The sequence below is a fragment of the Lentzea sp. NEAU-D7 genome, assembly GCF_026242055.1.
Classification (GTDB): Bacteria; Actinomycetota; Actinomycetes; order Mycobacteriales; family Pseudonocardiaceae; genus Lentzea.
Window position 1 is genome coordinate 333,491 of record NZ_JAPJDL010000007.1, and the last position, 20,868, is coordinate 354,358.

Sequence of the window (20,868 nt, forward strand, 5' to 3'; positions counted from 1 at the left end):
AGATGGAACGGACTAAAGACCCAGCTCGCGGGCGATCAGCATCTTCTGCACCTCGGAGGTGCCCTCGCCGATCTCCAGGATCTTGGCGTCGCGGTAGAACCGGCCGACCGGGTACTCGTTCATGAAGCCGTAGCCGCCGAAGATCTGCGTGGCGTCACGGGCGTTGTCCATCGCCGCCTCCGAGGAGACCAGCTTCGCGATGGCCGCCTGCTTCTTGAACGGCTCGCCGCGCAGCATCCGGGACGCGGCCTCGTAGTAGGCCAGGCGCGCGGTGTGGGCGCGGGCCTCCATCTCGGCGATCTTGAACTGGATCGCCTGGTAGGTGCCGATCTTCGCGCCGAACGTCTCGCGCTCGTGGGCGTAGCGGACCGACTCGTCCACGCAGCCCTGGGCGAGGCCGACCGACAGCGCGGCGATGGCGACGCGGCCCTCGTCCAGCGTGCGCAGGAACTGGGCGTAGCCGCGGCCTCGCGTACCGAGCAGGTTCGCGGCGGGCACTCGGCAGTCCTGGAAGGACAGTTCGCGGGTGTCGGAGGCGCTCCAGCCGACCTTGGAGTACTTCTTCGACACCGTGAAGCCCGGGGTGCCGGACGGGACGATGATCGAGGAGATCTCCTTGCGGCCGTCGGGCCGGGTGCCCGTGACCGCGGCGACCGTCACCAGGCCGGTGATGTCCGTGCCGGAGTTCGTGATGAACGCCTTGGTGCCGTTGATGACCCACTCGTCGCCTTCGAGGCGGGCGGTGGTGGCGAGGGCGCCCGCGTCGGAGCCGGAGCCCGGCTCGGTGAGGCCGAACGCGCCGAGCTTCTCGCCGGACGTCAGGGAAGGCAGCCACTCGGCCTTCTGCTCGTCGGTGCCGAAGCGGTAGATCGGCATGGCGCCCAGCGACGTCGCCGCCTCCACCGTGATCGCGACCGACGAGTCGACGCGCGCGAGCTCCTCGAGCGTGATGCACAGGGCGAAGTAGTCGCCGCCCATGCCGCCGTGCTCCTCGGGGAACGGCAGGCCGAACAGGCCCATCTGCCCCATCTTCGCGACGATCGGGTACGGGAACTCGCAGCGCTCGTAGTAGTCGCCGATGACCGGCGCCACCTCGTCGCGGGCGAACTCCTCGACGGTCTTGCGCAGGTCCTCGTACTCGCTCGGGAGCCTGAAGTCCACCATTGCTGTCACTCCTCGTGAGAGACGACGAGGGCCAGCACCTGGTCGAGTGCGACCTGCTGGCCTGCTTGCACGTTCACTTCGGCGAGCACGCCGTCGACGGGTGCCGTGACGGTGTGCTCCATCTTCATGGCCTCGACCACGAACAACGCTTGACCGGCGGTCACTTCCTCGCCCTGCTGGGCTCGCACCACCAGCACGGTGCCGGGCATCGGCGACTTCACCGGGCCACCGGAGGCGGCGGCACCGCCGGCGGCGCCGACCAGGAACTCGGCCTCGACCAGCGCCCAGGAGGCGCCGTCGTGGCCCAGCCACAGGACGTCACCGTCGCGGGCCATCGCGTAGCGGCGGGAGCCGACGAGCAGGTCGGCGCCTTCGCGGCGCGCCCGAGCGCGGACCGGTTCTCCAGCACCCACAACGACTTCCTCGCCGCGCACGCGCACGTCGACGTCGTTGATCCGCCAGGTCGTCCAGGCGTGCTCACCGACGCGCCAGCCGCCCGGCTGGTCCCACGGGTCGTCGCCGTGCGGCTGCAGCGAGCGTTCCAGGCCGGCCGCGACGTACACGTCGTCCGGGATCTCGGCGGAGGTCAGCGAGTCCAGCTTCCGCTCGACCAGGCCGGTGTCCAGGGCGCCCGAACGCACGTCCTCGTCGCGCAGAAGCGCGCGCAGGAAGGGGATGTTCGTCGTGACGCCGAGCAGCACCATCCGGCCGAGCGCGTGGTCCAGGCGCCGCAACGCTTCCTCGCGGGTGCGGCCGTGCGCGATCACCTTGGCGAGCATCGGGTCGTAGTCCGAACCGACGACAAGTCCCTCGTACAGACCGGAGTCCACGCGCACGTCGGCCGGTTCGCTCAACGCCAGCACGCGGCCACCGGTCGGCAGGAACCCGCGCGCCGGGTCCTCGGCGTAGACGCGGGCCTCGACCGAGTGGCCGTTCAGCTCGACGGTCAGGTCGAGCACCTCGCCCGACGCCACGCGGAGCTGCCACTCGACGAGGTCGACGCCCGTGACCATCTCGGTCACCGGGTGCTCGACCTGCAGCCGGGTGTTCATCTCCATGAAGAAGTAGTCGCCGGACGCACCGTCCACGATGAACTCGACGGTGCCCGCGCCGACGTACCCGACGGACTTCGCCGCGTCGACCGCCGCGGAACCCATGGCCTCGCGCATCTCGGGCGTGAGGAACGGCGACGGGGCCTCCTCGATGATCTTCTGGTGCCGCCGCTGGAGGCTGCACTCGCGCTCACCGAGGTGGATCACGTTGCCGTGCGCGTCACCGAGGACCTGGATCTCGATGTGGCGCGGGTTCGTGATGAACCGCTCGATGAGCAACGTGTCGTCACCGAACGACCCGCGCGCCTCGCGCCGTGCGGACTCGATCGCCTCGCGCAGCGCCGATTCCTCGTGCACCAGCCGCATGCCCTTGCCACCGCCACCCGCGGAAGGCTTGAGCAGCACCGGAAAGCCGATCTCCAGGGCCGCTTCGGCGATCTCGTCGTCGGACATGCCCGCGCGGGTGCGGCCCGGCACGACGGGAACGCCCGCCGCCGACACCGTCAGCTTCGCGCGGATCTTGTCGCCCATCGCGTCGATCGCCGACGCGGGCGGTCCGACGAACACGATCCCGGCGGCGTCGCAGGCCGCCGCGAACGCCGTGTTCTCGGCGAGGAAGCCGTAACCGGGGTGGATCGCCTGCGCTCCGGTGGACACCGCGGCCGCGACGATCTTCTCGATGGACAGGTAGCTCTCCCGGGCCGCGGCCGGCCCGATCCGCACGGCCTCGTCGGCCAGCCTGACGTGCAACGCCTCGGCGTCCGCGTCGGAGTACACGGCGACGGAACGAATCCCGAGCGACCGCAGCGCGCGGATCACCCTGACCGCGATCTCCCCGCGGTTCGCCACCAGAACGCTGTCGAACATGATCACATCCGGAAGACGCCGTAGGAAACATCGTCGATGGGGGCGTTCGCCGCACTGGACAGGGCAAGTCCCAGCACCGTGCGGGTGTCGCGCGGGTCGATGACACCGTCGTCCCACAGCCGCGCGGTCGAGTAGTACGGGTTGCCCTGATCCTCGTACTGCTGGCGGATCGGCGCCTTGAACGCCTCCTCGTCCTCAGCCGACCACTCGTCGCCGAGCTGGTCGCGGCGGACCGTCGCGAGCACGGACGCCGCCTGCTCACCGCCCATCACGGAGATGCGGGCGTTGGGCCACATCCACAGGAACCGCGGCGAGTACGCCCGGCCGCACATCGAGTAGTTGCCGGCACCGAAGCTGCCACCGATGATCACGGTGAACTTCGGGACGCGCGCGCAGGCCACGGCGGTCACCATCTTGGCGCCGTGCTTGGCGATGCCGCCCGCCTCGTACTCGCGGCCGACCATGAAGCCGGTGATGTTCTGCAGGAAGACCAGCGGGATGGACCGCTTGTCGCACAGCTGGATGAAGTGCGCGCCCTTCACCGCCGACTCGCCGAACAGGATGCCGTTGTTGGCCACGATGCCGACCGGGTGGCCGTGGATGCGCGCGAAGCCGGTGACGAGCGTCTGCCCGTACTCCTTCTTGAACTCCTGGAACTTCGAGCCGTCGACGACCCGCGCGATCACCTCGCGCACGTCGTAGGGCGTCCGGGAGTCCGTCGGCACGACGCCGTAGAGGTCGTCCGTGACCACCGGCGCCTCGACGGGCGCGACGTCCCACGGACGCTGCGCGCGGGGGCCGAGCGTCGAGATGATCGAGCGGACCATCCGCAGCGCGTGCGCGTCGTTCTCCGCCAGGTGGTCGGTGACGCCGGACGTGCGGGAGTGCAGGTCACCGCCGCCGAGGTCCTCGGCTGAGACCACTTCACCGGTCGCGGCCTTCACCAGCGGCGGGCCACCGAGGAAGATCGTGCCCTGGTTGCGGACGATGATCGCTTCATCGCTCATCGCCGGCACGTACGCGCCACCGGCGGTGCACGACCCCAGCACGGCGGCGATCTGCGGGATCCCGCGCGCCGACATCGTGGCCTGGTTGTAGAAGATCCGGCCGAAGTGCTCGCGGTCCGGGAACACGTCGTCCTGCCTGGGCAGGAACGCGCCGCCGGAGTCGACGAGGTAGATGCACGGAAGGTTGTTCTGCAGCGCCACTTCCTGCGCGCGCAGGTGCTTCTTGACCGTGATCGGGTAGTAGGTGCCGCCCTTGACCGTGGCGTCGTTCGCGACGATCACGCACTCACGGCCGGAGACGCGTCCGACGCCCGTGATGATGCCCGCGGCCGGTGCCTCATCGCCGTACATGCCGTTGGCGGCCAGCGGCGACAGCTCCAGGAACGGCGAACCGGGGTCGACCAGCGTGTCGACGCGCTCACGCGGCAGCAACTTGCCGCGGTCGACGTGCCGCTGACGTGCCTTCTCGGGACCGCCGAGAGCGGCGGTGGCGAGCTTGCCGCGCAGCTCGTCGACGAGCGCGGTGTGCTCCTTGGCGTAGCGGTCCGACGGCTCGGCTGCGCTGCGCAGGACAGGTGCGTCCATGCTCCCCAGACCTCAGGTTAGCGGGCGTTAACAAGGCAATGTTAACGCCCGCTCACCTGGCGGTCCACAGCAACGGCTCGAGAGTGACCCGAACGCAGGTCAAGCCGCCTTTCGGACACTCTCACGTTCCGGAATCAACCTAGCCGACGGCCGACCGCAGAGCGGGCAGGTAGCCGCTCTGATGTCCCGCCCGGTTCGGGTGGTAGGACTCCTCGACCGGCCAGCTCAGGCTGTTGAGCCACCAGCTCGACGAGCAGATCTCGTGCCCGGTGAACGCACCGCGCACGTCGACGTAACCGAACCCGGCCGCCCCCGCACGTGCGGCGATGGTGTTGTGCAGCGCGTCGGAACCGGAGTTGATCGCGGCGCGCTTGGTGTCGCTCAGGCCGACGTTGCACGTGCCCGGCACCTTGTACAGGCGCGGGTAGCCGAGCACGACCACGCGCGCCGACGGCGACTTCGACCTGATCGTGTTGTAGACGTTGGTGAGCAGCCCGGGAAGCGTCGTGGCGGCGTAGGTCTTGGCCTGGTTCACCCGGTTGGTGCAGTCCTGGTCCGAGCCGAAGGTGCAGGTGGTGATGACGTCGGTGAAGCCGGCGTCGTTGCCGCCGACCTGGACGGTGACCAGGTTCGTGGCGGCTGTGAGGTTGTTGGCCTGGGTGATGACGTCGCCGGTCCGTGCGCCGGAACAGGCCACGGACTTGAACGTCGCGGGCGCTGTCGCCGCCGCGTACAGGGCGGGGTACGCGAGCGGGCCGCGCTTGCAGCTACCGCTGGCGCCGTCGTAACTGCCGGTCCCGAGCCCGGAGGCGTAGGAGTCGCCGAGCGCGACGTAGTTGATCGGAGCGGCGCTGGCGGGGTTGGCGAGCGCGATGACGGCCGCGGCGGCGGTGACCACCGAGGCGATGAGGTGAGCAGGACGCATCGAAGACTCCCGAAGGGGCCGCAGGGATGTGATGCATTGCGGGTCAATGGTTACCCACGGGTAAGGCCTGTGTGAAGTATTGGTCAACAGTCAACGATCAGGGCCTGCACCTGCGTGAATTCCACCCATCGGGCGATGAAGTGAACGGCTGCTAACCTCCTTCCGTGGTCGACAAACCCTCACGTCGGGACCAGATCCTCAACGCCGCGGCCGAGCTCTTCGCGCGCCACGGCTTCCACGGCGTGGGCATCGACGACATCGGTGCGGCCGTGGGCATCTCCGGCCCGGCCCTCTACCGGCACTTCCGCAGCAAGGACGCGATGCTCGGCGAGATGCTGACGTCGATCTCCGAACGGCTGCTCGACGGCGGCCAGGCGCGGGTGGACGCCGCCTCGAACGCCGAGGAGGCGTTGCGCGAGCTCATCGGCTGGCACGTCGACTTCGCGCTGGACGACCCCGCGCTCATCACCGTGCAGATGCGCAACCTGGCGAACCTCACCGATCCGGACCGCCGGCGCGTGCGCGCCTTGCAACGCCGGTACGTCGAGGTGTGGGTGGAGACGATCCGGCGCACGGTGCCGGACTTCGACGAACCGACGGCGCGGGCCGCCGCCCACGCCGTGTTCGGGCTCATCAACTCGACGCCGCACAGCGCCCACCTCGACCGCGACCAGATGGCCGCGCTGCTGTCCCGCATGGCGCTCGCCTCGCTCACGCCCGCCGTGGTGGCGTCCTAGAGCAGCCCTCGCTGGTGCGCCGCGGACACGGCGGAAGCCCGGTCCGGCACCTCCAGCTTGGCGTAGACGTGCTGCAGGTGCGTTTTCACCGTCGCCTCGCTGATGTGCAGCGCAGCGCCCACCTCGCGGTTCGTCTTCCCTTGTGCGACAAGGGTCAGCACCTCCCGCTCGCGGTTGCTCAGCGGGGCGGCGGACACCGGCGCGCGCATCCGCTGCACCAGCCTCGTGGCGACCGAGGGCGACAGGACCGTCTCGTCGCGTGCCGCCGCCCGCACCGCGCGGAACAGCTCCTCCCGCGGCGCGTCCTTGAGCAGGTACCCGATCGCACCCGCCTCGATCGTCGGCAGCACGTCGGCGTCGGTGTCGTGCGTCGTCAGCACCAGCACCCGCGTCGAGGGCGCGCGTGCGCGGATCTGCCGCACCAGCTCGGCCCCGCTCGGCGCGGGCAGCCGCAGGTCGGTGACCGCGACGTCCGGGCGCACGGCCGCGATCACGGTCAGCGCCTCCTGTCCGCTCGCGGCCTCGCCGACGACCTCGAAGTCGTCCTGCGTGCCGAGCATGCCGCGCAGGCCGTCCCGCACCACCGGGTGGTCGTCGACCACCACCACGCGGATCACCGGGCGTCCAGCGTCACGTTGACCGCGGTTCCGCCGCCGGGCGCGGATTCCACGGTCACCGTGCCACCCAGCAACGCCACCCGTTCCTCCATCGCGGTCAGGCCGAAGCCGCGCACCGACGGGTCGAACCCGACGCCGTCGTCGAGAACGTCCAGCACCACCACGTCCTCCATGTAGGACAGTGTGACGTCCACCCTCCCGGCGCGGGCGTGCCTTCCCGCGTTCGCCAGGGCCTCCTGGGCCGCGCGCAGCACCGCCACCTCGGTCTCCGCGGGCAACGGACGCGCGTCGCCGGTCACCGTGCAGTGCACCGGCACGCCGTGTTCCTCCCGCCACGCCACCACCGCCCGTTCCACGGCCTCACCGAGCCGGGCGTCGCGCAGCGGGCCCGGCCGCAGGGCCTCGATCGACCGGCGCACCTCGACCAGGCTGTCCCTGGCGAGCCGGCGGGCGGTGGCGATGCGGCCGCGCGCCGGATCACCGGCGGGCGTCAGCTCCTCGGCGACCTCCAGCTGCGTCACGATGCCGGTGAGGCCCTGGGCGACGGTGTCGTGCATCTCGCGCGCCACCCGTGCGCGTTCCTCCAGCACCTGCAACCTCGCGTTCTCGGCGGACAGCACCGTGAGCCGCTCGTTCATCTCGCGCCGCCGGATCACCTCGCGTTCCATCACGCGGATGATCCAGCCGATCAGGATCGCCATCGGGGTGGTGACGCCGAGGTTGGCCAGCAGGGTCGCGCCGACGTCGGTGCCCTGCGGCACCACCCACAGCGCGCTCACCACCAGCACGCCCACGTAGGCGAGCCAGCCCGGCAGCGCCAGGAACGCGAGGCCGTAGCAGGCCGGCACGAAGATCACGAACGCGCTGTCGTGCAGCAGCAGCGAGAAGGTCCCGCCGAGCACGCCGGCGAAGTACAGCAGCATCAGCCCGGTCCTGCGCTCCCACCACTCGGGGTGCGCCATCACGAACCACCAGTGCCACACCGCCAGCGCGGCGACCACGACCAGCGGCACCGGGGTGACCGGCCGGCTCACCAGGTAGACGCTCGTCGCCACGGCCAGGAGACCGTACGGCGCGAGCGCCCACACCAGGTTCCACCGGCGTTCCTGCTCGACCATGGACTTCACGCCGGTGAGCTTCGCAGCTCCCGCACCTTTCTGAGCAAGGTCTCCGCAGGTCCGCGCATGTCCTTGCGCCGCAGCAGGTCCGCGAGCAGCACCGAGACCAGCCACGTCGCCAGCGCCAGCACCGCGCCCTCAGCGGACCCGAGCGTCGCACCCAGCCCGAGCGTGTAGGGCTTGAGCAGCAGCACGAACACGACGGACTGGAACAGGTAGCAGCTCAGCGACCGCTCCCCGCACGCCGCGATCGCTCGCACGACCGCGTTCGGCCGCGTGATCCGGATCGCGATCAGACCGATCAGCGCGGCGTACCCCAGTCCGCCCGCGACGCCGGTGACCGCGTGCAGAGCGCCGAGCTGCCACAGGGCGGAGGTGTGCCAGAAGCCCGCGACCGCGAGGCCGCTGGGCAGCCCGCCGAGCACGGCCAGGGTGAGACCCCACGTAGCGACGTGCCGCAGCAGCCGCCGGTGGCGTTCCGGCTCGGCGAGGACGTCGCGACGGGCGGCCCAGACGCCGGTGAGAGCGGCGGCACCGACCCCGAAGAGCCCGAACGGGACCAGCAGCCACTCGACCGGGTGCAGCGCCATGGCGGCCAGCGGGTCCGCTGTCTCGAACGACTGGAAGAACGACCGCTGCCCGTTCGGCGGCGCCGCGTACGCCTGGCCCTGGACCACCGCGGTCAGCACCAGCCAGCCGGCGGCGACCACGAGCAACGTCCTGTCCTTCAGCCTGCTCATCGCGATCACCCCGAACCCGAGCAGGCCGTACAGGCCGAGCACGTCGCCGGGGTACAGCAGGAGGGCGTGCACGAACCCGAAGACGATCAGCCAGACGTTGCGCGACCGGGCCCGTTCCGGCGCCATGCGGGCCACGCCGTATGCGAACAGGAAGGCGAACATCGGGTACGCGCGGGCGTCGACGAACGTCACCACACCGGCGCTGACCAGGCGATCGGCCAGGTCCGTCTCGACGATGTGCTGGCGGACGCCGTACGGACGGCCGTGGAGGTAGACCGCCGAGTTGGCCAGCGCGATCAACGCGAGCATGCCGCCGCGGGCGAGATCAGGTGTGAGCAGGCGTTTCATGCTTCGAGCCTGGCGGCGCGACGAACCGCGCGGCATCGGCCGTGTCGCGCACCCCGGCCTCCACCGGGGCTGGCCCGGGATCCACCGATCGACGGATGGCGTGCGCCTGACCTGGCGAACTGGCGATCAGCCGAGACCCTTCCGTAACCTTGCCCGACAATGGGCGCGCGCAAACTCCTCCTCCGGCTCCCGGCCTGGTTCCGGTTCACGGTGATCACGCTCGCGGTGTTCGTCTGCGGGGTGGTCGCCTCCCGCCCGGCCACCGGGGACAACGGGGTTCCGCCCAGTGCCGACGTGATCGCCGCGGCCAACGCCGTCGACGCGTTCGTGGCGCCGTCCGCGACGCACGACCCGTACCTCAACCTGCCGTCGGACTTCGCGCGCGAGATGGGGCGCGATCCCCAGACCATCACGGCACCGGACGGGACGCTGCGGGTCGTCGACGCGGGTGGCGGGTGCTCCGGGCCGGCCGGTGACACGGAGTGGGACTTCAGCGCGGCGTGCCGGGCGCACGACCTGGGCTACGACCTGTTGCGCTACGCCGACCACAAGGGCGATCCGCTCGGGCCGCAGGCGCGCAAGGCGTTGGACGACAGGCTGACGACGGACCTGCACGCGCAGTGCCGGCTGAACCCGCGCGGTGCGCAGCAGAGCTGTCACGCGGTGGCCGAGACCTACGCGCTGGGGCTGAAGTTCAACTCCTGGCGGCAGCGGTGGGGAGCGCCCGGCCACGAACCCGTGGTGGCGTGGGCGTTCGGCAGCGCGGTCGTCGTGTTCCTCCTGCTGGCGCGGCTGCACGGCCGGCGTCGCGAGAGCACGACCGCGAACTCGCTGCCCCTCGTGCTGGCCCACGCGGAGCAGGACCGGTACGCGACGTTCCTGCGGCTCTTCAGCCTCGCGCTGCTCGTGCTCGGCGAGACGGTGGCGACGCTCGCGCACCTCAGAGGCGTCGGCACGCCGTGGCTGTGGGCGCTGCAGGCGGTGCCGCTGTTCTTCTTCGCCGGCGGGCACGCGAACCTGCGCAGCTGGCAGGCGCACCAGGGCGGCTTCGGCTGCTGGGTGTCGAGCCGGACGTCGTGGCTGCTGCGGCCCGTGCTGGCGTTCGTGCTGCTGTGGGTGGTGCTGTTCGCGGCGCTGAACCTGATGGACGTGGAGGTCGACGCGTACAGCCGGCTGATCACGCATCCGTTGTGGTTCCTCGGGGTCTACCTGCTCGCCGTGGCCGCGACCCCGGCGGCCGCGTGGCTGCACCGGCACTTCCGCCGCACCACGCCGTTCGTGCTGGTGCTGGTGACGCTCGCGGTCGAGATCGCGCGCACGTCGACGGACTGGAAGACCGGCGGGTACGCGAACCTGATCGTCGGCGCGTTGCTGATGCAGCAGATCGGCTTCTTCTACGCGGACGGCACGCTGACCGTCCTCTCGCGCAGGCTCCTGGCCGCGCTGGGGGCCGTCACGCTGCCCGCGCTGGTGTTCTTCAGCGACTACCCGCGCTCGATGATGGTGCTCGGCGTGGCGCAGGTGTGCCTCGCGCTGCTGGCCCGCGGGCGCGTCACCTCGTGGCTCGACGGCCGGTCGTGGCACGTCGTGGACTTCGCCCGCCGCGCCCCGATGACGGTGTACCTCGCGTACCTGGCCGGGGTCGGCGCGCTGGTCGGGCTGCTCGGGCTGACACAGGCCCCGGTCTGGCTGGTGCTCGGGCTGGTGCCGCTCATCCTGCTGTTCCACCGGTTCGAACGCCGCCTGGTCCGGCTCCAACGCCTGCCCCACGAGTCGCACCGCACACGGCTCGCGACGGCCATGGGCGTGTCGTTCGGGACGCTCGGCGTGCTCGGGTTCGTGGTGAGCGGGTTCCTCGGCGACGGCGTGCTGGTGCTGCTGCCCGTGGACCCGTTGCAGAACCTCATCCACCTGCTGCTCGGCTGGTACCTGATCCACACCGCCCGCACCGGCAGCTGCGACACCCGCCTGCCGTGGCTGCTCACGGCGCTGGCGTGCGTGCCGCCGATGCTGGCGCTGGACCCGGCCCCGCCGGTGGTGGTGCTGCACGCCGTGGCGATCGGGCTCGCAGCGCTCGGAGCCATCCCCAGGTCACGGCCGCGCACACCGGCAGCCACAGCAGCCGCTGCCACACCCAGCCTGGATGGTCTGGTGGCTGCTGGAGCCCCGGCAGCGAACCCCACGCGCTGAGCGCCAGCGTCACGGTGATCAACGCGCTCTGGTGCGTCAGGAAGATCCCGAGCGCGTGCTTGTTCAGCCACGCCACGGGTTTCGCCGTGCCGAGCCTCGTGAGCAGCGGTGCGATCGTGAGTACCAGGCCGATCTGTGCGAACGCCAGCGCGAGCGTCGCGTAGTTCGGCGGGTTCAGGTTCGAGACGGCCTCACCGGGGATGCCCACCGCCGACAGCGGGTAGCCTCCGAACGTCGTCAGCAGCGCGTACCCGAGCACGCCCAGCACCAGCAGAGGCGGTCCGGGAATCCTCCTGCGCGCCAGCGAGAACCCGAGCTGCCAGACCGCCCACCACACCGCGTACGGCACGACCAGCACCAGCAGGACCGGGACGAGCACACCCCACGAGTGCTCGTCCAGCCTGCGCACCAGCGGTTTCAACGCGAGCAGCACCAGGTAGACGCCGAAGAACCACAGCGGCGTCGTGACCAGGAACCCGATGTTCCAGGCGGTGCCCTGGTCCACGCCGCGCAACGTCAGTCCGAAGAGGACAGCGGCCCAGCAGCCGAGCATGAGCGCCGTGGGCACGGCGAGCTGCTTGAGCCGGACGAGGAACGGCGTCTTCGAGCGGGCGGCCGCATACCCGCCCACGAAGAAGAACAGGCCGAGCGTCTGCAGCACCCACGAGACCGGTGTCAGCGAGGTCAGGTGCTTCAACGGACTGTCGATGTACATGCCGGTGGGCGTGTCGACGAGTGCGGTCACCAGCCAATGGCCGAGCACGACCGTGACGACGGCGATCGCCCGCACGGCGTCGATGAACGGATTTCTCACAGCTTCTCCCCCGAACCCGAAGCGATCCGGACGAGAGCGTTCAACGTCTCGCTGCCCGGCTCGTAGTACGTGTCGTGCTTCCCGCCCTCGAACCGCAGCACTGTCGCCCCGAAGCCGTCCGAAGCCGGATCCGTGCCGTGCCCGAGGTCGAACAACCGCGCGTTGGGCACGAACCTCATCCAGTCCCCGCTGGTCCGCAGCGCCCACACCCGAGCGCGGGTCCCCAGCTCCTCGACGGAGTCCGCCCGCACGCCAGGGCTTCCGGTGAACACGATGTCCGCCACGTCCAGTTCGTGCGCCGCGAGACCGACCACCACCGACCCGTAGCTGTGGCCGACGACGTGCACGCGCGCCTGCGTCCGCAACGACCGCACGAAGTCGGCGAGCGCCGTGGCCCCTTGACGCGCCAGCGAGCCCGTCATCGCGTCCACGCCGAGCCCCTGCGGCGTCCGGTACCCGAGCCAGGCGATCACCGCGAGGTCGTCCCGGCGCGCCTGCTCGTAGAAGTTGGACGCCATCCGCCCGACGGTGCGCTCGAACCTGCCGAGGTCCACGTCGGACCCCGGCACGAGGACCACGACGTCACGCGCGGTGCTCAGGTCACCGACGATCGCGACCCGGCGGGCGACGTCGGAACGCCACTGCGCGATCGACGGCGCGACCGACGGGAGGGCGATCAGCAGGAGGAACAGGACGGCTCGGCGCATGCACCGACGCTAGGAAGACCACGGACCCCGGATCGTCACCCCGGCGTGCCGTCTTCCCGCTGCTACCCCGGTACCACGAGCCCGCTCTCGTAGGCCGCGATGACGGCCTGGGCGCGGTCGCGCAGGCCGAGCTTGGTGAGCACGCGGCTCACGTGCGTCTTGACGGTCTGCTCGGCCAGCACCAGGTGCGCGGCGATCTCGGTGTTCGACAGGCCCTGCGCGATCAGCACGAGGATCTCGGTCTCGCGTTCGGTCAGGACCGACAGCTGCGCCGGCCGGACGCGGTCGGACCGGCGCGACCGCACGAAGTCCTCGATCAGGCGTTTGGTGATCGACGGCGCGAGCAGGGCCTCTCCCGCGGCGACCACGCGCACGGCGTTGAGCAGCTCGCGGGCGGGCGCGTGCTTGAGCAGGAACCCGCTCGCACCGGCCTGCAACGCCTCGTAGACGTAGTCGTCGAGGTCGAACGTGGTCAGCACGAGGACCTTCAGGTCGTCCGACCCGTTCAGCAACAACCTCGTCGCCGTCAGTCCGTCCATTTCGGGCATGCGGATGTCCATCAGCACGACGTCCGGTCTGACCGTACGCGCCAGCGCGACGCCCTGCACGCCGTTGCCCGCGGAACCGATGACCTCGATGTCCTCCTGCGAGTCGAGCAGCGCGGAGAACCCCTCGCGCACCATCTCCTGGTCGTCGACCACGACCACCCTGATCACTTGTCCCCCAACGGAATTCTCGCCCTGACCAGGAACCCGCCGTCCTCGGTCGACTTCACGGTCAGCGTGCCACCGTGCACCGCGACGCGTTCCCGCATCCCCACCAGGCCCTGCCCGCTGCCGCCACCCCTGGACGGCCCGCCGGCGGTGTTGATCACGTACACCTCCAGCACGCCCTTGTTCTGGTGCACCTGGACGGACGCCTTCGAGCCGGGCGCGTGCCTGGTGGCGTTCGTGAGCGCCTCCTGCACGATCCGGTACGCGGTCAGGCCGACCGCCTCCGAGACGTCGTCCACGTCGACCTCGGCCTCGTCGCCGGGTCTCACCAGTTCCGGGATGCGGCTGATGCCCGGCTGCGGTTCCCGTTGAGGAGCCTCGCCGTTCGTCCGCAGCACGCCCAGCAGCCGTTGCATGTCGGTGATCGCCTCACGCGCGGCCTCGCCGAGTTCCGCGAACTCCCGCTGTGCTTCCTCGTTCAGCCCCTTGAGACGGTAGGGCGCGGTCTCGCACCTGACCACCACCAGCGACATGTGGTGCGCCACGACGTCGTGCATCTCGCGTGCGATGCGGGCGCGTTCCTCCAGCGCGGCCTTGGCGTCGCGCTCCTCCTCGAGTTCGCGTTCCGCTCTGCCGCGCGCACCGAACAGGAAGACCGCGGTACCCACGATCGGCACGAAGAACGCCATGTCCGCGGCCTGCGGCTCGGACGCGATGATGAGCGCGCCGCTGAGCAACGTGGCCACGATCACGATCGCGCGCGAGTAGAACGCCGCGACCGCGACGAACAGCGGCACCGCGGTCCAGTACTGGAAGGTCTCGGCGCCGTCGCCGGCACACAGGAGACTGACGAGGTAGAAGCCCGGAACCGCCAGCCGCCAGGCGTAGAGCGGCGACCAGATCAGCAGCACGTACGGCACGACCGTCACCAGGAAGATGACGACCCACCAGCCGTCCGAGTCCTCCTGGCGCACGTAGCCGGCGCTCGCGACGATCGCCCACACGACAGCGTAGATGATCAGCGCGCCGTGCACCGGGACGCGCCACCGCCCCAGCGCCTTGGCGAGCACTCGGGTGCGATCAGGACCGAGAACGGTTCGGTACAGCGCGCGGAACACCAGCCGATGCTAGGTGGATCCGCCGATTCGCACATTGACCTGCGGAGTGACATACCCGGGTAGCACTCTGATCAAGATGGGGCATTGCGAATGCGTGACACCGCGCGGTAGGCAGTACCTGTGACACCACCACAGGATCCAGATCGCTGGTCACGGCTGACGGCCGTCGCCGGCGAGGCGCTGGCTGCGGCCAGGGCCGGGGAAGACGCTGTGGCGGTAGACCTCGTGACCGGGTACCTCAGCGGGTCGCCCGAGGGCAACGAGGAGATCCGTGAGCTCGTGCTCCTGCTGTTCGCCGAGTGCAGCAGCATGGTCAGCGCGCTCGGCTCCGGCGGCGCCACCCCGGTGAAGATGCAGGTCTTCGACGAGGAGGGCAACGAGGTCCAGATCGACGACGCGGACCCACCCGTCCGCACGGCGATCCGCGCGCTGCTGGCCGAGGTGCACGGCGATCAGGACGCGGCGTCGGAGCAGATCGAGATCGCCCTGGCCAACGGTCAACCGCAGGAGCTTGCGACAGTCGTCCTGCAAGCCCTGCGGTGGACCCTGAAGCTGGCGATCGAGTGCGAGACGCGCGACCTCCCCGTCGCGCCGTGGATCACCGCGTCGCTGGACGACCAACCCTGATGTGCAGCAGAGCGTCCACACCGTCCATGAGGTGCTGGTCGAGCGGGAAGTAGGCCATCGCCAGCATGGGGTCGGCGCCCGTGTCGGTGCGAGGTGAGCCCTCGGGCTTGTCCTTCGTGATGCCCCAGGTCGTGAACCGGTCCTGCAACTGGCCCTCGAAGGTGGCTTCGTCCGGTTCGCCGAGCCCGATGGAGTCGTTGCGGCCGAGCGTGCCGCCGATCACGGTGTACTGGTCACCGAGGATCGGCGCCACGAGCGCGCCTGCCGACAACCACTCGACGCGTTCGCCGGCCATCTCCATCGAACTGGTGGTGCGCTGCAGGTGGGCGTTGTGCGCGAACACGAACGTCGGCCCGTTCGCGGCCTCGGCGCGCCGGATCTCCAGCAGGTTCCGGGCCATCACGCCGTCCCGCATCTGGCACAGGCGGGTGAGGCGCACGCCCAGCGGGTTCGGTTCCGCGCACTCCCGGTGGTACCGGAGCAGGTTCAGCCCGGCCACCAGATGCGTCTCCGCGCGGGCCCAGGCCTCGTCGGTGCTCCTGCGCTCGTGCAGCCGCCGGAGCATCCCGGTGCCGATCTCGCGCAGCCTGATCGCTTCTTCCGACCGGCCCGGCGACTGGGTGAGGTCCATGACCGCCTCGTCGCGGCTCCACTTCTCGTCGTCGATCGTCAGGTCCACGTCCTCGCCCAGGTGGTCGCGGGCGTGTTCGAGGTAGGGACGCGGGCTGGGCGCGCTGGCCGTCTCGGTCTGGAAGTCGAAGCCGTGGAACGACAGGCGGTCCCGAGGCGCTTTGCCCGCGTTGTACTCGCGCATCCACTGCACGAGCTCGCGGTTGGCGGGCCAGTTCTCCCCGAACGTGTGGGAGAAGCCCTCCTTCATGATCGTGTCGAGGTCACCGGGGCCGCCGTGCACGTAGTCGTTGACGCTCAAGCCCCTGATCCGGCAGGTCTCCAGGGCGATCGAGCGGAAGCCCAAGCCCGCGAGCTGCTCGAACAGCTCGTTGCGGATCCACGTGTGGGCGTGCTCGAGGTGGGTCGGCTCCCCGAAGCCCAGCAGCTCGGTGAAGGGGGTGATGAACTCGCGAATGTCCTGGCTCATGTGGTTCAACCGTAACATTGAAAGCTCCGTTGAGACTTTTGTGCGATCTTCTCGTCATTCGCATCTAAAGTCTCAACCGTGCGACCAACTGACCTCGCCCGCGAGCACGGCCTCTCGACCCAGGCGGTGCGCAACTACGAGGAGTCCGGGTTCCTCCCGCCCGCCGAGCGCACACCGTCCGGTTACCGCGTCTACACCGAGACCCACGCCGCCGCGCTGCGCACGTTCCTAGCGTTGGTCCCGGCCTTCGGGCACGCCACCGCGGGCCAGATCATGAACGCGATCCACGCCGGCTCGCTGGACGACGTGCTCACGACGATCGACAGGGGCCACGAACAGCTGCTGCGCGATCGCTCGACCCTCGACTCGGTCAGCCGGGCCGTGCAGGACCTGACCGACGTCGAACCCGTCCTGGAGCCGCGCACGATCGGCGAGCTGGCCCGGCGCCTCGGCGTGACCCCGGCGACGCTGCGCGCGTGGGAGGAGGCCGGCATCCTCGTGCCGTCTCGCGAACCGACCGGCCACCGCCTGTTCCGGGCCGAGGACGTCCGCGACGCCGAACTCGCCCACCTGCTGCGGCGCGGCGGCTATCCGTTGGCGCGCATAGCTTTGGTGGTCGAGCAGATCCGCACGGCAGGCGGCACCGACACCCTCGGTGCCGCCCTCGCCGACTGGCGCCGCCGCCTCACCGCACGGGGCCTGGCGATGCTGGCCGCCTCCGCACGCCTCAACGACTACCTGACCGCACGGGCAGCAGCTCCGTGACCAGCGCGCCGACCTGTTCGCTCTCGATCAGGAACGCGTCGTGCCCGTACGGCGACCCGATCACCCTCAGGTCGTCGGCCCCGGGGATGCCCGCGGCCAGCTCTTCCTGCTGCGCCAGCGGATAGAGCCGGTCCGAGTCGACACCGGCGACGATCGTGCGCGCGGTGACCTTGCGCAGCGCCGCCTTGATGCCACCGCGCTGATACCCGACGTCGTGCGAGTTCATCGCCTCCGTCAGCGTGACGTAACTGGCCGCGTCGAACCGCCTGCTCAGCTTCGCCGCGTGGTGGTCCAGATAGGACTCGACCTCGAACCGCCCGTCCTCCTGCCTGCTCCTGCCGAACCTGGCTTGCAACTCCTGCTCGCTGCGGTAGCTGATGTGCGCGATCCGCCGCGCGATCCCCAGTCCTCCCACGGGATCGGCCCGGATCGCGTGCAGCTGCGCGGACGCCAGCGCGATCTGCTCGGCGGACGCCGCGGCGGTCGTCGCCAGCAACAGCAGCGACTCGACCCGTTCCGGCTCGCTCACCGCCCACTCGACGGCCCGCATGCCTCCCATGGACCCGCCGAGCACGGCGGCCCACCGCCCGATGCCCAGGTGGTCCGCGAGAAGCACCTCGGCCGCGACCTGGTCGCGAATGGTGAGGTCGGGGAACCGGGGGTGCTGCCAGGGCCCCGTGCTGCCCTGACAGCCTCCCAGCACGTTCGGCGCGACGACGAAGAACGCGTCGAGCGGCTTACCCGGCCCCACGAGGGAGTCCCACCAGCCCGGCGTCGGGTGACCCGGCTCCACGCCCCCGGCGACATGGCTGTCCCCGGTCAGGGCGTGGAGCACGAGCACCGCGTTGGAGGCCTCGGCGTTCAAGGTCCCCCACGTCTCGTACGCGAGCTGGAAACCCGGCAGTTCCCCGAACTTCCCGGCGTGGCTGAACCACTTCCGCCGGCCGAACGGATCACCGAACCGCCAGCCGCCCACTACAGCTCGGACTTCGCCGCGGTAAAGCCCGCCTCCAGGTCCGCCTTGAGGTCCTCCAGCCCCTCCAGTCCGACCGACAGCCGCACCAGACCGGGCGAGACACCCGTGACGAGCTGCTCCTCGGGCGTGAGCTGGCTGTGCGTGGTCGACGCCGGGTGGACGATCAACGACCGCACATCACCGATGTTCACCAGCTGGCTGAACAGACTCGTGCCGTCGACGAACGCCCGTCCGGCCTCGACACCACCGCGCAGCTCGAAGCTCACGACCGCGCCCGCGCCCTTCGGCAGGTACTTCCGCGCGTTGTCGTGGAACGGCGACGACGGCAGGCCCGCGTAGTGGACCTTCGCGACCTCGTCCCGTCCCTCCAACCACTCCGCAAGCGCTTGCGCGTTCTGCACGTGCCGTTCGATCCGCAGCGACAACGTCTCGATGCCCTGGATGACGAGGAAGCTGGTCAGCGGCGCGATGGCCGCACCCGTGTCCCGAAGCCCCTGCACCCGCAGCTTCGCCGCGAACGCCCCGTGCCCGAGCACCGGCCAGTACCGCAGCCCGTTGTAGCTGGGGTCGGGCTCGTGGAAGTCCGGGAACTTCTCCGCGCCGTACTCGAACTTCCCGCCGTCCACGACCACGCCCGCGATGGCCGTTCCGTGCCCGCCGAGGTACTTGGTCGCGGAGTGCACCACGATGTCAGCGCCGTGCTCCAACGGCCTGAGCAGGTACGGCGTGGGCACCGTGTTGTCGACGATCAGCGGAACCTGGTTCGCGTGCGCGACCCCGGCGACCCCTTCGACGTCCAGCACGTGGCTGCGCGGGTTGGCCAGCGTCTCCGCGAAGAACAGCTTGGTGTTGGGCCGCACCGCGGCCTGCCAGGCGTCGAGGTCGTCCGGATCGTCCACGAACGACACTTCGATGCCGAGCTTCGGCAACGTGTAGTGGAACAGGTTGTACGTACCGCCGTACAGCGACGCGCTGGACACGAGGTGGTCCCCGGACCGGGCCAGGTTCAGGATCGCCGCGGTCTCCGCGGCCGACCCGGACGCGAACGCGACAGCCGCAACGCCCCCCTCGAGCGCGGCGACGCGCTGCTCGAGCACGTCCTGCGTGGGGTTGTTGATGCGCGTGTAGATGTTCCCGGGCTCAGCCAGCGCGAAGAGATCAGCGCCGTGCTGCGTGTCCCTGAAGACGTAGGAGGTGGTCTGGTAGATCGGCGTGGCACGAGCGCCAGTGGCCGGGTCGGGCGCGGCGCCCGCGTGGATCTGAGCAGTCTCGAAGGACCAGGACATGGCTGTGCTCCAACGTTCGCTGATTCGGGGGGTCTGAGATCAACGGGAGCGACGACAGGCCATGCTGGTGACGCGCACGTAGTCGACGTGGCGCCTGCTAACCAACGACATGGTCATGGTCGACGAAGGTAGGGGGCCGGACGGTCCCTCCGACACCCCGTCCACCAGGTGAGACCGCTTAGGCTGATCGCATGCGCACAGCTCTGGTCGGCTACGGACTAGGTGGGGCGGCCTTCCACGCCCCGTTCATCGAGGCGACGGAAGGCCTGGACCTCTCCGCCGTCGTCACGTCGAACCCGAGGCGCCAGGCAGAGGTGGCGGCCCGCTACCCGAACACCCGCCTTCTGTCCTCTCTGGACGAAGTCTGGTCGGGCGACTTCGACCTGGTGGTCATCACCACCCCGAACCGCTTCCACGCGACCCACGCCCGCCAGGTCCTGGAACACGGCCTCAACGTGGTGGTGGACAAACCCTTCGCGGGCTCGGCGATGGAGGCGAGAGCACTGGCGTCGATCGCCTCCTCCAAGGGCCTGATGCTCGTCCCGTTCCACAACCGCCGCTGGGACGGCGACTTCCTCACGGTGAAACGCCTGCTGGCGGAGAAGACCCTGGGCACGGTCCACAAGTTCGAGTCCCGCTTCGAACGCTACCGCCCGGAGATCAAGTCCTCCTGGAAGGAATCGGGCGACCCGGCAGACCTGGGCAGCATCCTCTTCGACCTGGGCACCCACCTGGTGGACCAGTCAGTGGCCCTCTTCGGCCGCCCCACCTCAGTCCACGCCGAAATAGCCACCGTCCGCCCAGGCGCAAGGGCAGACGACGACGTCTTCCTCTCCCTGACCCACGAACACGGCGTCCGCTCCCACCTCTGGATGAGCGCCCTGGCAGCAGACCTGGGCCCGCGCTTCCGCGTGCTGGGCCACGACGCCGCCTACGTGAAGTACGGCATGGACCCCCAGGAAGAACACCTGAAGGCAGGAGAAACCCCAGCAGGCCCGGGTTGGGGCGAAGAACCAGAAGAAGCCTGGGGCAAGCTGAACGGCAAGCCTCACCGCACAGAACCAGGCGCATACCAGGACTTCTACGCCTCAGTAGCAGCAGGAAAACCCCCAGTTTCACCCCAAGACGCAGTAGCGGGCCTAGAAGTGATCGAAGCAGCAAAGCAGTCAGCAACAACAGGCGACGCAGTACGCCTATAACCAAGCGAAGCCGAAGGCGAGCCGCCCTCCAAGCGATGCCGAAGGCGAGCCGCCCTCCAAGCGATGCCGAAGGCGAGCCGCCCTCCAAGCGATGCCGAAGGCGAGCCGTCTTTCCATAAGGCAAGGGCGGTGGGGTCCCATCACGAGTCGCGCCATAGCACTTGCTGCATGAGAGAAGGGGTGTCAACTCGACACGCTTTTCGTCGAGTTGACA

18 protein-coding genes and 1 pseudogene are annotated in these 20,868 nt (G+C 69.9%); 5 read left to right on the top strand and 14 right to left on the bottom strand.

Translation table 11 applies throughout. From position 1 onward, the window contains the following. Positions 1-12: 12 nt before the first annotated feature. The 4 genes from ORI60_RS17420 to ORI60_RS17435 all read right to left on the bottom strand — a co-directional run bounded on the left by ORI60_RS17420 (position 13) and on the right by ORI60_RS17435 (position 5,600). The gene (locus tag ORI60_RS17420; protein ID WP_266038433.1) at positions 13-1,164 is read right to left on the bottom strand and encodes an acyl-CoA dehydrogenase family protein; all 1,152 of its coding nucleotides are present in this window, start codon (positions 1,162-1,164) and stop codon (positions 13-15) included. 5 nt (positions 1,165-1,169) lie between these two features. Beyond that, positions 1,170-3,083, bottom strand: a complete 1,914-nt coding sequence (locus ORI60_RS17425) for an acetyl/propionyl/methylcrotonyl-CoA carboxylase subunit alpha (protein ID WP_323055917.1) — start codon at positions 3,081-3,083, stop codon at positions 1,170-1,172. Between the two features lie 2 nt (positions 3,084-3,085). After that, positions 3,086-4,675 (bottom strand): carboxyl transferase domain-containing protein, encoded by a 1,590-nt coding sequence (locus ORI60_RS17430; RefSeq protein ID WP_266038436.1) that lies wholly within the window; start codon positions 4,673-4,675, stop codon positions 3,086-3,088. A 139-nt stretch (positions 4,676-4,814) separates the two neighbouring features. Continuing rightward, entirely contained in the window at positions 4,815-5,600 is a 786-nt protein-coding gene (locus tag ORI60_RS17435; protein WP_266038437.1) for an SGNH/GDSL hydrolase family protein, read from the bottom strand. Positions 5,601-5,764: 164 nt separating this feature from the next. Here ORI60_RS17435 and ORI60_RS17440 point away from each other — a divergent pair, with 164 nt between their 5' ends. After that, the gene (locus tag ORI60_RS17440; protein ID WP_266038438.1) at positions 5,765-6,337 is read left to right on the top strand and encodes a TetR/AcrR family transcriptional regulator; all 573 of its coding nucleotides are present in this window, start codon (positions 5,765-5,767) and stop codon (positions 6,335-6,337) included. Here the strand turns inward: ORI60_RS17440 and ORI60_RS17445 are convergent. The 3 genes from ORI60_RS17445 to ORI60_RS17455 are packed head-to-tail and all read right to left on the bottom strand — an operon-like array spanning position 6,334 to position 9,160. Then, the gene (locus ORI60_RS17445) at positions 6,334-6,954 is read right to left on the bottom strand and encodes a response regulator (RefSeq protein WP_266038439.1); all 621 of its coding nucleotides are present in this window, start codon (positions 6,952-6,954) and stop codon (positions 6,334-6,336) included. The genes ORI60_RS17440 and ORI60_RS17445 overlap by 4 nt on opposite strands. Next, positions 6,951-8,072: a sensor histidine kinase gene (locus tag ORI60_RS17450; RefSeq protein ID WP_266038462.1), complete on the bottom strand. Its 1,122-nt coding sequence runs from the start codon at positions 8,070-8,072 to the stop codon at positions 6,951-6,953. The genes ORI60_RS17445 and ORI60_RS17450 overlap by 4 nt, the downstream gene beginning before the upstream one ends. Positions 8,073-8,077: 5 nt before the next feature. Then, entirely contained in the window at positions 8,078-9,160 is a 1,083-nt protein-coding gene (locus tag ORI60_RS17455) for a DUF418 domain-containing protein (RefSeq protein ID WP_266038440.1), read from the bottom strand. A gap of 387 nt (positions 9,161-9,547) precedes the next feature. Between ORI60_RS17455 and ORI60_RS17460 the strand changes: the two are divergent. Next, positions 9,548-9,781 (top strand): annotated as a pseudogene (locus tag ORI60_RS17460) (hypothetical protein); the annotation flags it as partial. A gap of 1,360 nt (positions 9,782-11,141) precedes the next feature. Here ORI60_RS17460 and ORI60_RS17465 read toward each other — a convergent pair. From ORI60_RS17465 to ORI60_RS17480, 4 genes are all read right to left on the bottom strand, one after another. Next, positions 11,142-12,164, bottom strand: coding sequence for an acyltransferase family protein (locus ORI60_RS17465; protein WP_266038441.1), 1,023 nt, complete (start codon positions 12,162-12,164; stop codon positions 11,142-11,144). After that, positions 12,161-12,871, bottom strand: a complete 711-nt coding sequence (locus tag ORI60_RS17470; protein WP_266038442.1) for an alpha/beta hydrolase — start codon at positions 12,869-12,871, stop codon at positions 12,161-12,163. Before ORI60_RS17470 ends, ORI60_RS17465 begins: the two co-directional genes overlap by 4 nt. Positions 12,872-12,933: 62 nt before the next feature. Then, positions 12,934-13,587: a response regulator gene (locus ORI60_RS17475; RefSeq protein ID WP_266038443.1), complete on the bottom strand. Its 654-nt coding sequence runs from the start codon at positions 13,585-13,587 to the stop codon at positions 12,934-12,936. Beyond that, positions 13,584-14,702: a sensor histidine kinase gene (locus ORI60_RS17480; protein WP_266038444.1), complete on the bottom strand. Its 1,119-nt coding sequence runs from the start codon at positions 14,700-14,702 to the stop codon at positions 13,584-13,586. The genes ORI60_RS17475 and ORI60_RS17480 overlap by 4 nt, the downstream gene beginning before the upstream one ends. 120 nt (positions 14,703-14,822) lie before the next feature. Here ORI60_RS17480 and ORI60_RS17485 point away from each other — a divergent pair, with 120 nt between their 5' ends. Further along, complete coding sequence (locus ORI60_RS17485) at positions 14,823-15,329, top strand: hypothetical protein (RefSeq protein ID WP_266038445.1); 507 nt, start codon at positions 14,823-14,825, stop codon at positions 15,327-15,329. Here ORI60_RS17485 and ORI60_RS17490 read toward each other — a convergent pair. Then, a complete protein-coding gene (locus ORI60_RS17490; protein WP_266038446.1) occupies positions 15,301-16,428 on the bottom strand; it encodes an erythromycin esterase family protein in 1,128 nt (375 codons plus the stop codon). The genes ORI60_RS17485 and ORI60_RS17490 overlap by 29 nt on opposite strands. Before the next feature lie 78 nt (positions 16,429-16,506). On the opposite strand from ORI60_RS17490, the gene ORI60_RS17495 reads away from it, so the two are divergent. Then, the gene (locus ORI60_RS17495) at positions 16,507-17,193 is read left to right on the top strand and encodes a TioE family transcriptional regulator (protein WP_266038447.1); all 687 of its coding nucleotides are present in this window, start codon (positions 16,507-16,509) and stop codon (positions 17,191-17,193) included. Here the strand turns inward: ORI60_RS17495 and metX are convergent. Beyond that, positions 17,156-18,169, bottom strand: coding sequence for a homoserine O-acetyltransferase MetX (gene metX / locus ORI60_RS17500; RefSeq protein ID WP_266038448.1), 1,014 nt, complete (start codon positions 18,167-18,169; stop codon positions 17,156-17,158). The genes ORI60_RS17495 and metX overlap by 38 nt on opposite strands. Beyond that, positions 18,169-19,455, bottom strand: a complete 1,287-nt coding sequence (locus ORI60_RS17505; protein ID WP_416234418.1) for a bifunctional o-acetylhomoserine/o-acetylserine sulfhydrylase — start codon at positions 19,453-19,455, stop codon at positions 18,169-18,171. The genes metX and ORI60_RS17505 overlap by 1 nt, the downstream gene beginning before the upstream one ends. 191 nt (positions 19,456-19,646) lie before the next feature. On the opposite strand from ORI60_RS17505, the gene ORI60_RS17510 reads away from it, so the two are divergent. Then, positions 19,647-20,654 (top strand): Gfo/Idh/MocA family oxidoreductase, encoded by a 1,008-nt coding sequence (locus ORI60_RS17510; protein ID WP_266038449.1) that lies wholly within the window; start codon positions 19,647-19,649, stop codon positions 20,652-20,654. Positions 20,655-20,868: the final 214 nt, after the last annotated feature.

What these genes read in the sequence shown, in the direction of transcription:
- ORI60_RS17455 (WP_266038440.1), bottom strand. Translation starts at nt 9,160, where the DNA reads ATGAAACGCCTGCTCACACCTGATCTCGCCCGCGGCGGCATGCTCGCG.
- ORI60_RS17435 (WP_266038437.1), bottom strand. Translation starts at nt 5,600, where the DNA reads ATGCGTCCTGCTCACCTCATCGCCTCGGTGGTCACCGCCGCCGCGGCC.
- ORI60_RS17510 (WP_266038449.1), top strand. Translation starts at nt 19,647, where the DNA reads ATGCGCACAGCTCTGGTCGGCTACGGACTAGGTGGGGCGGCCTTCCAC.
- ORI60_RS17505 (WP_416234418.1), bottom strand. Translation starts at nt 19,455, where the DNA reads ATGTCCTGGTCCTTCGAGACTGCTCAGATCCACGCGGGCGCCGCGCCC.
- ORI60_RS17490 (WP_266038446.1), bottom strand. Translation starts at nt 16,428, where the DNA reads ATGAGCCAGGACATTCGCGAGTTCATCACCCCCTTCACCGAGCTGCTG.
- ORI60_RS17430 (WP_266038436.1), bottom strand. Translation starts at nt 4,675, where the DNA reads ATGGACGCACCTGTCCTGCGCAGCGCAGCCGAGCCGTCGGACCGCTAC.
- ORI60_RS17425 (WP_323055917.1), bottom strand. Translation starts at nt 3,083, where the DNA reads ATGTTCGACAGCGTTCTGGTGGCGAACCGCGGGGAGATCGCGGTCAGG.
- ORI60_RS17450 (WP_266038462.1), bottom strand. Translation starts at nt 8,072, where the DNA reads ATGGTCGAGCAGGAACGCCGGTGGAACCTGGTGTGGGCGCTCGCGCCG.
- ORI60_RS17470 (WP_266038442.1), bottom strand. Translation starts at nt 12,871, where the DNA reads ATGCGCCGAGCCGTCCTGTTCCTCCTGCTGATCGCCCTCCCGTCGGTC.
- ORI60_RS17420 (WP_266038433.1), bottom strand. Translation starts at nt 1,164, where the DNA reads ATGGTGGACTTCAGGCTCCCGAGCGAGTACGAGGACCTGCGCAAGACC.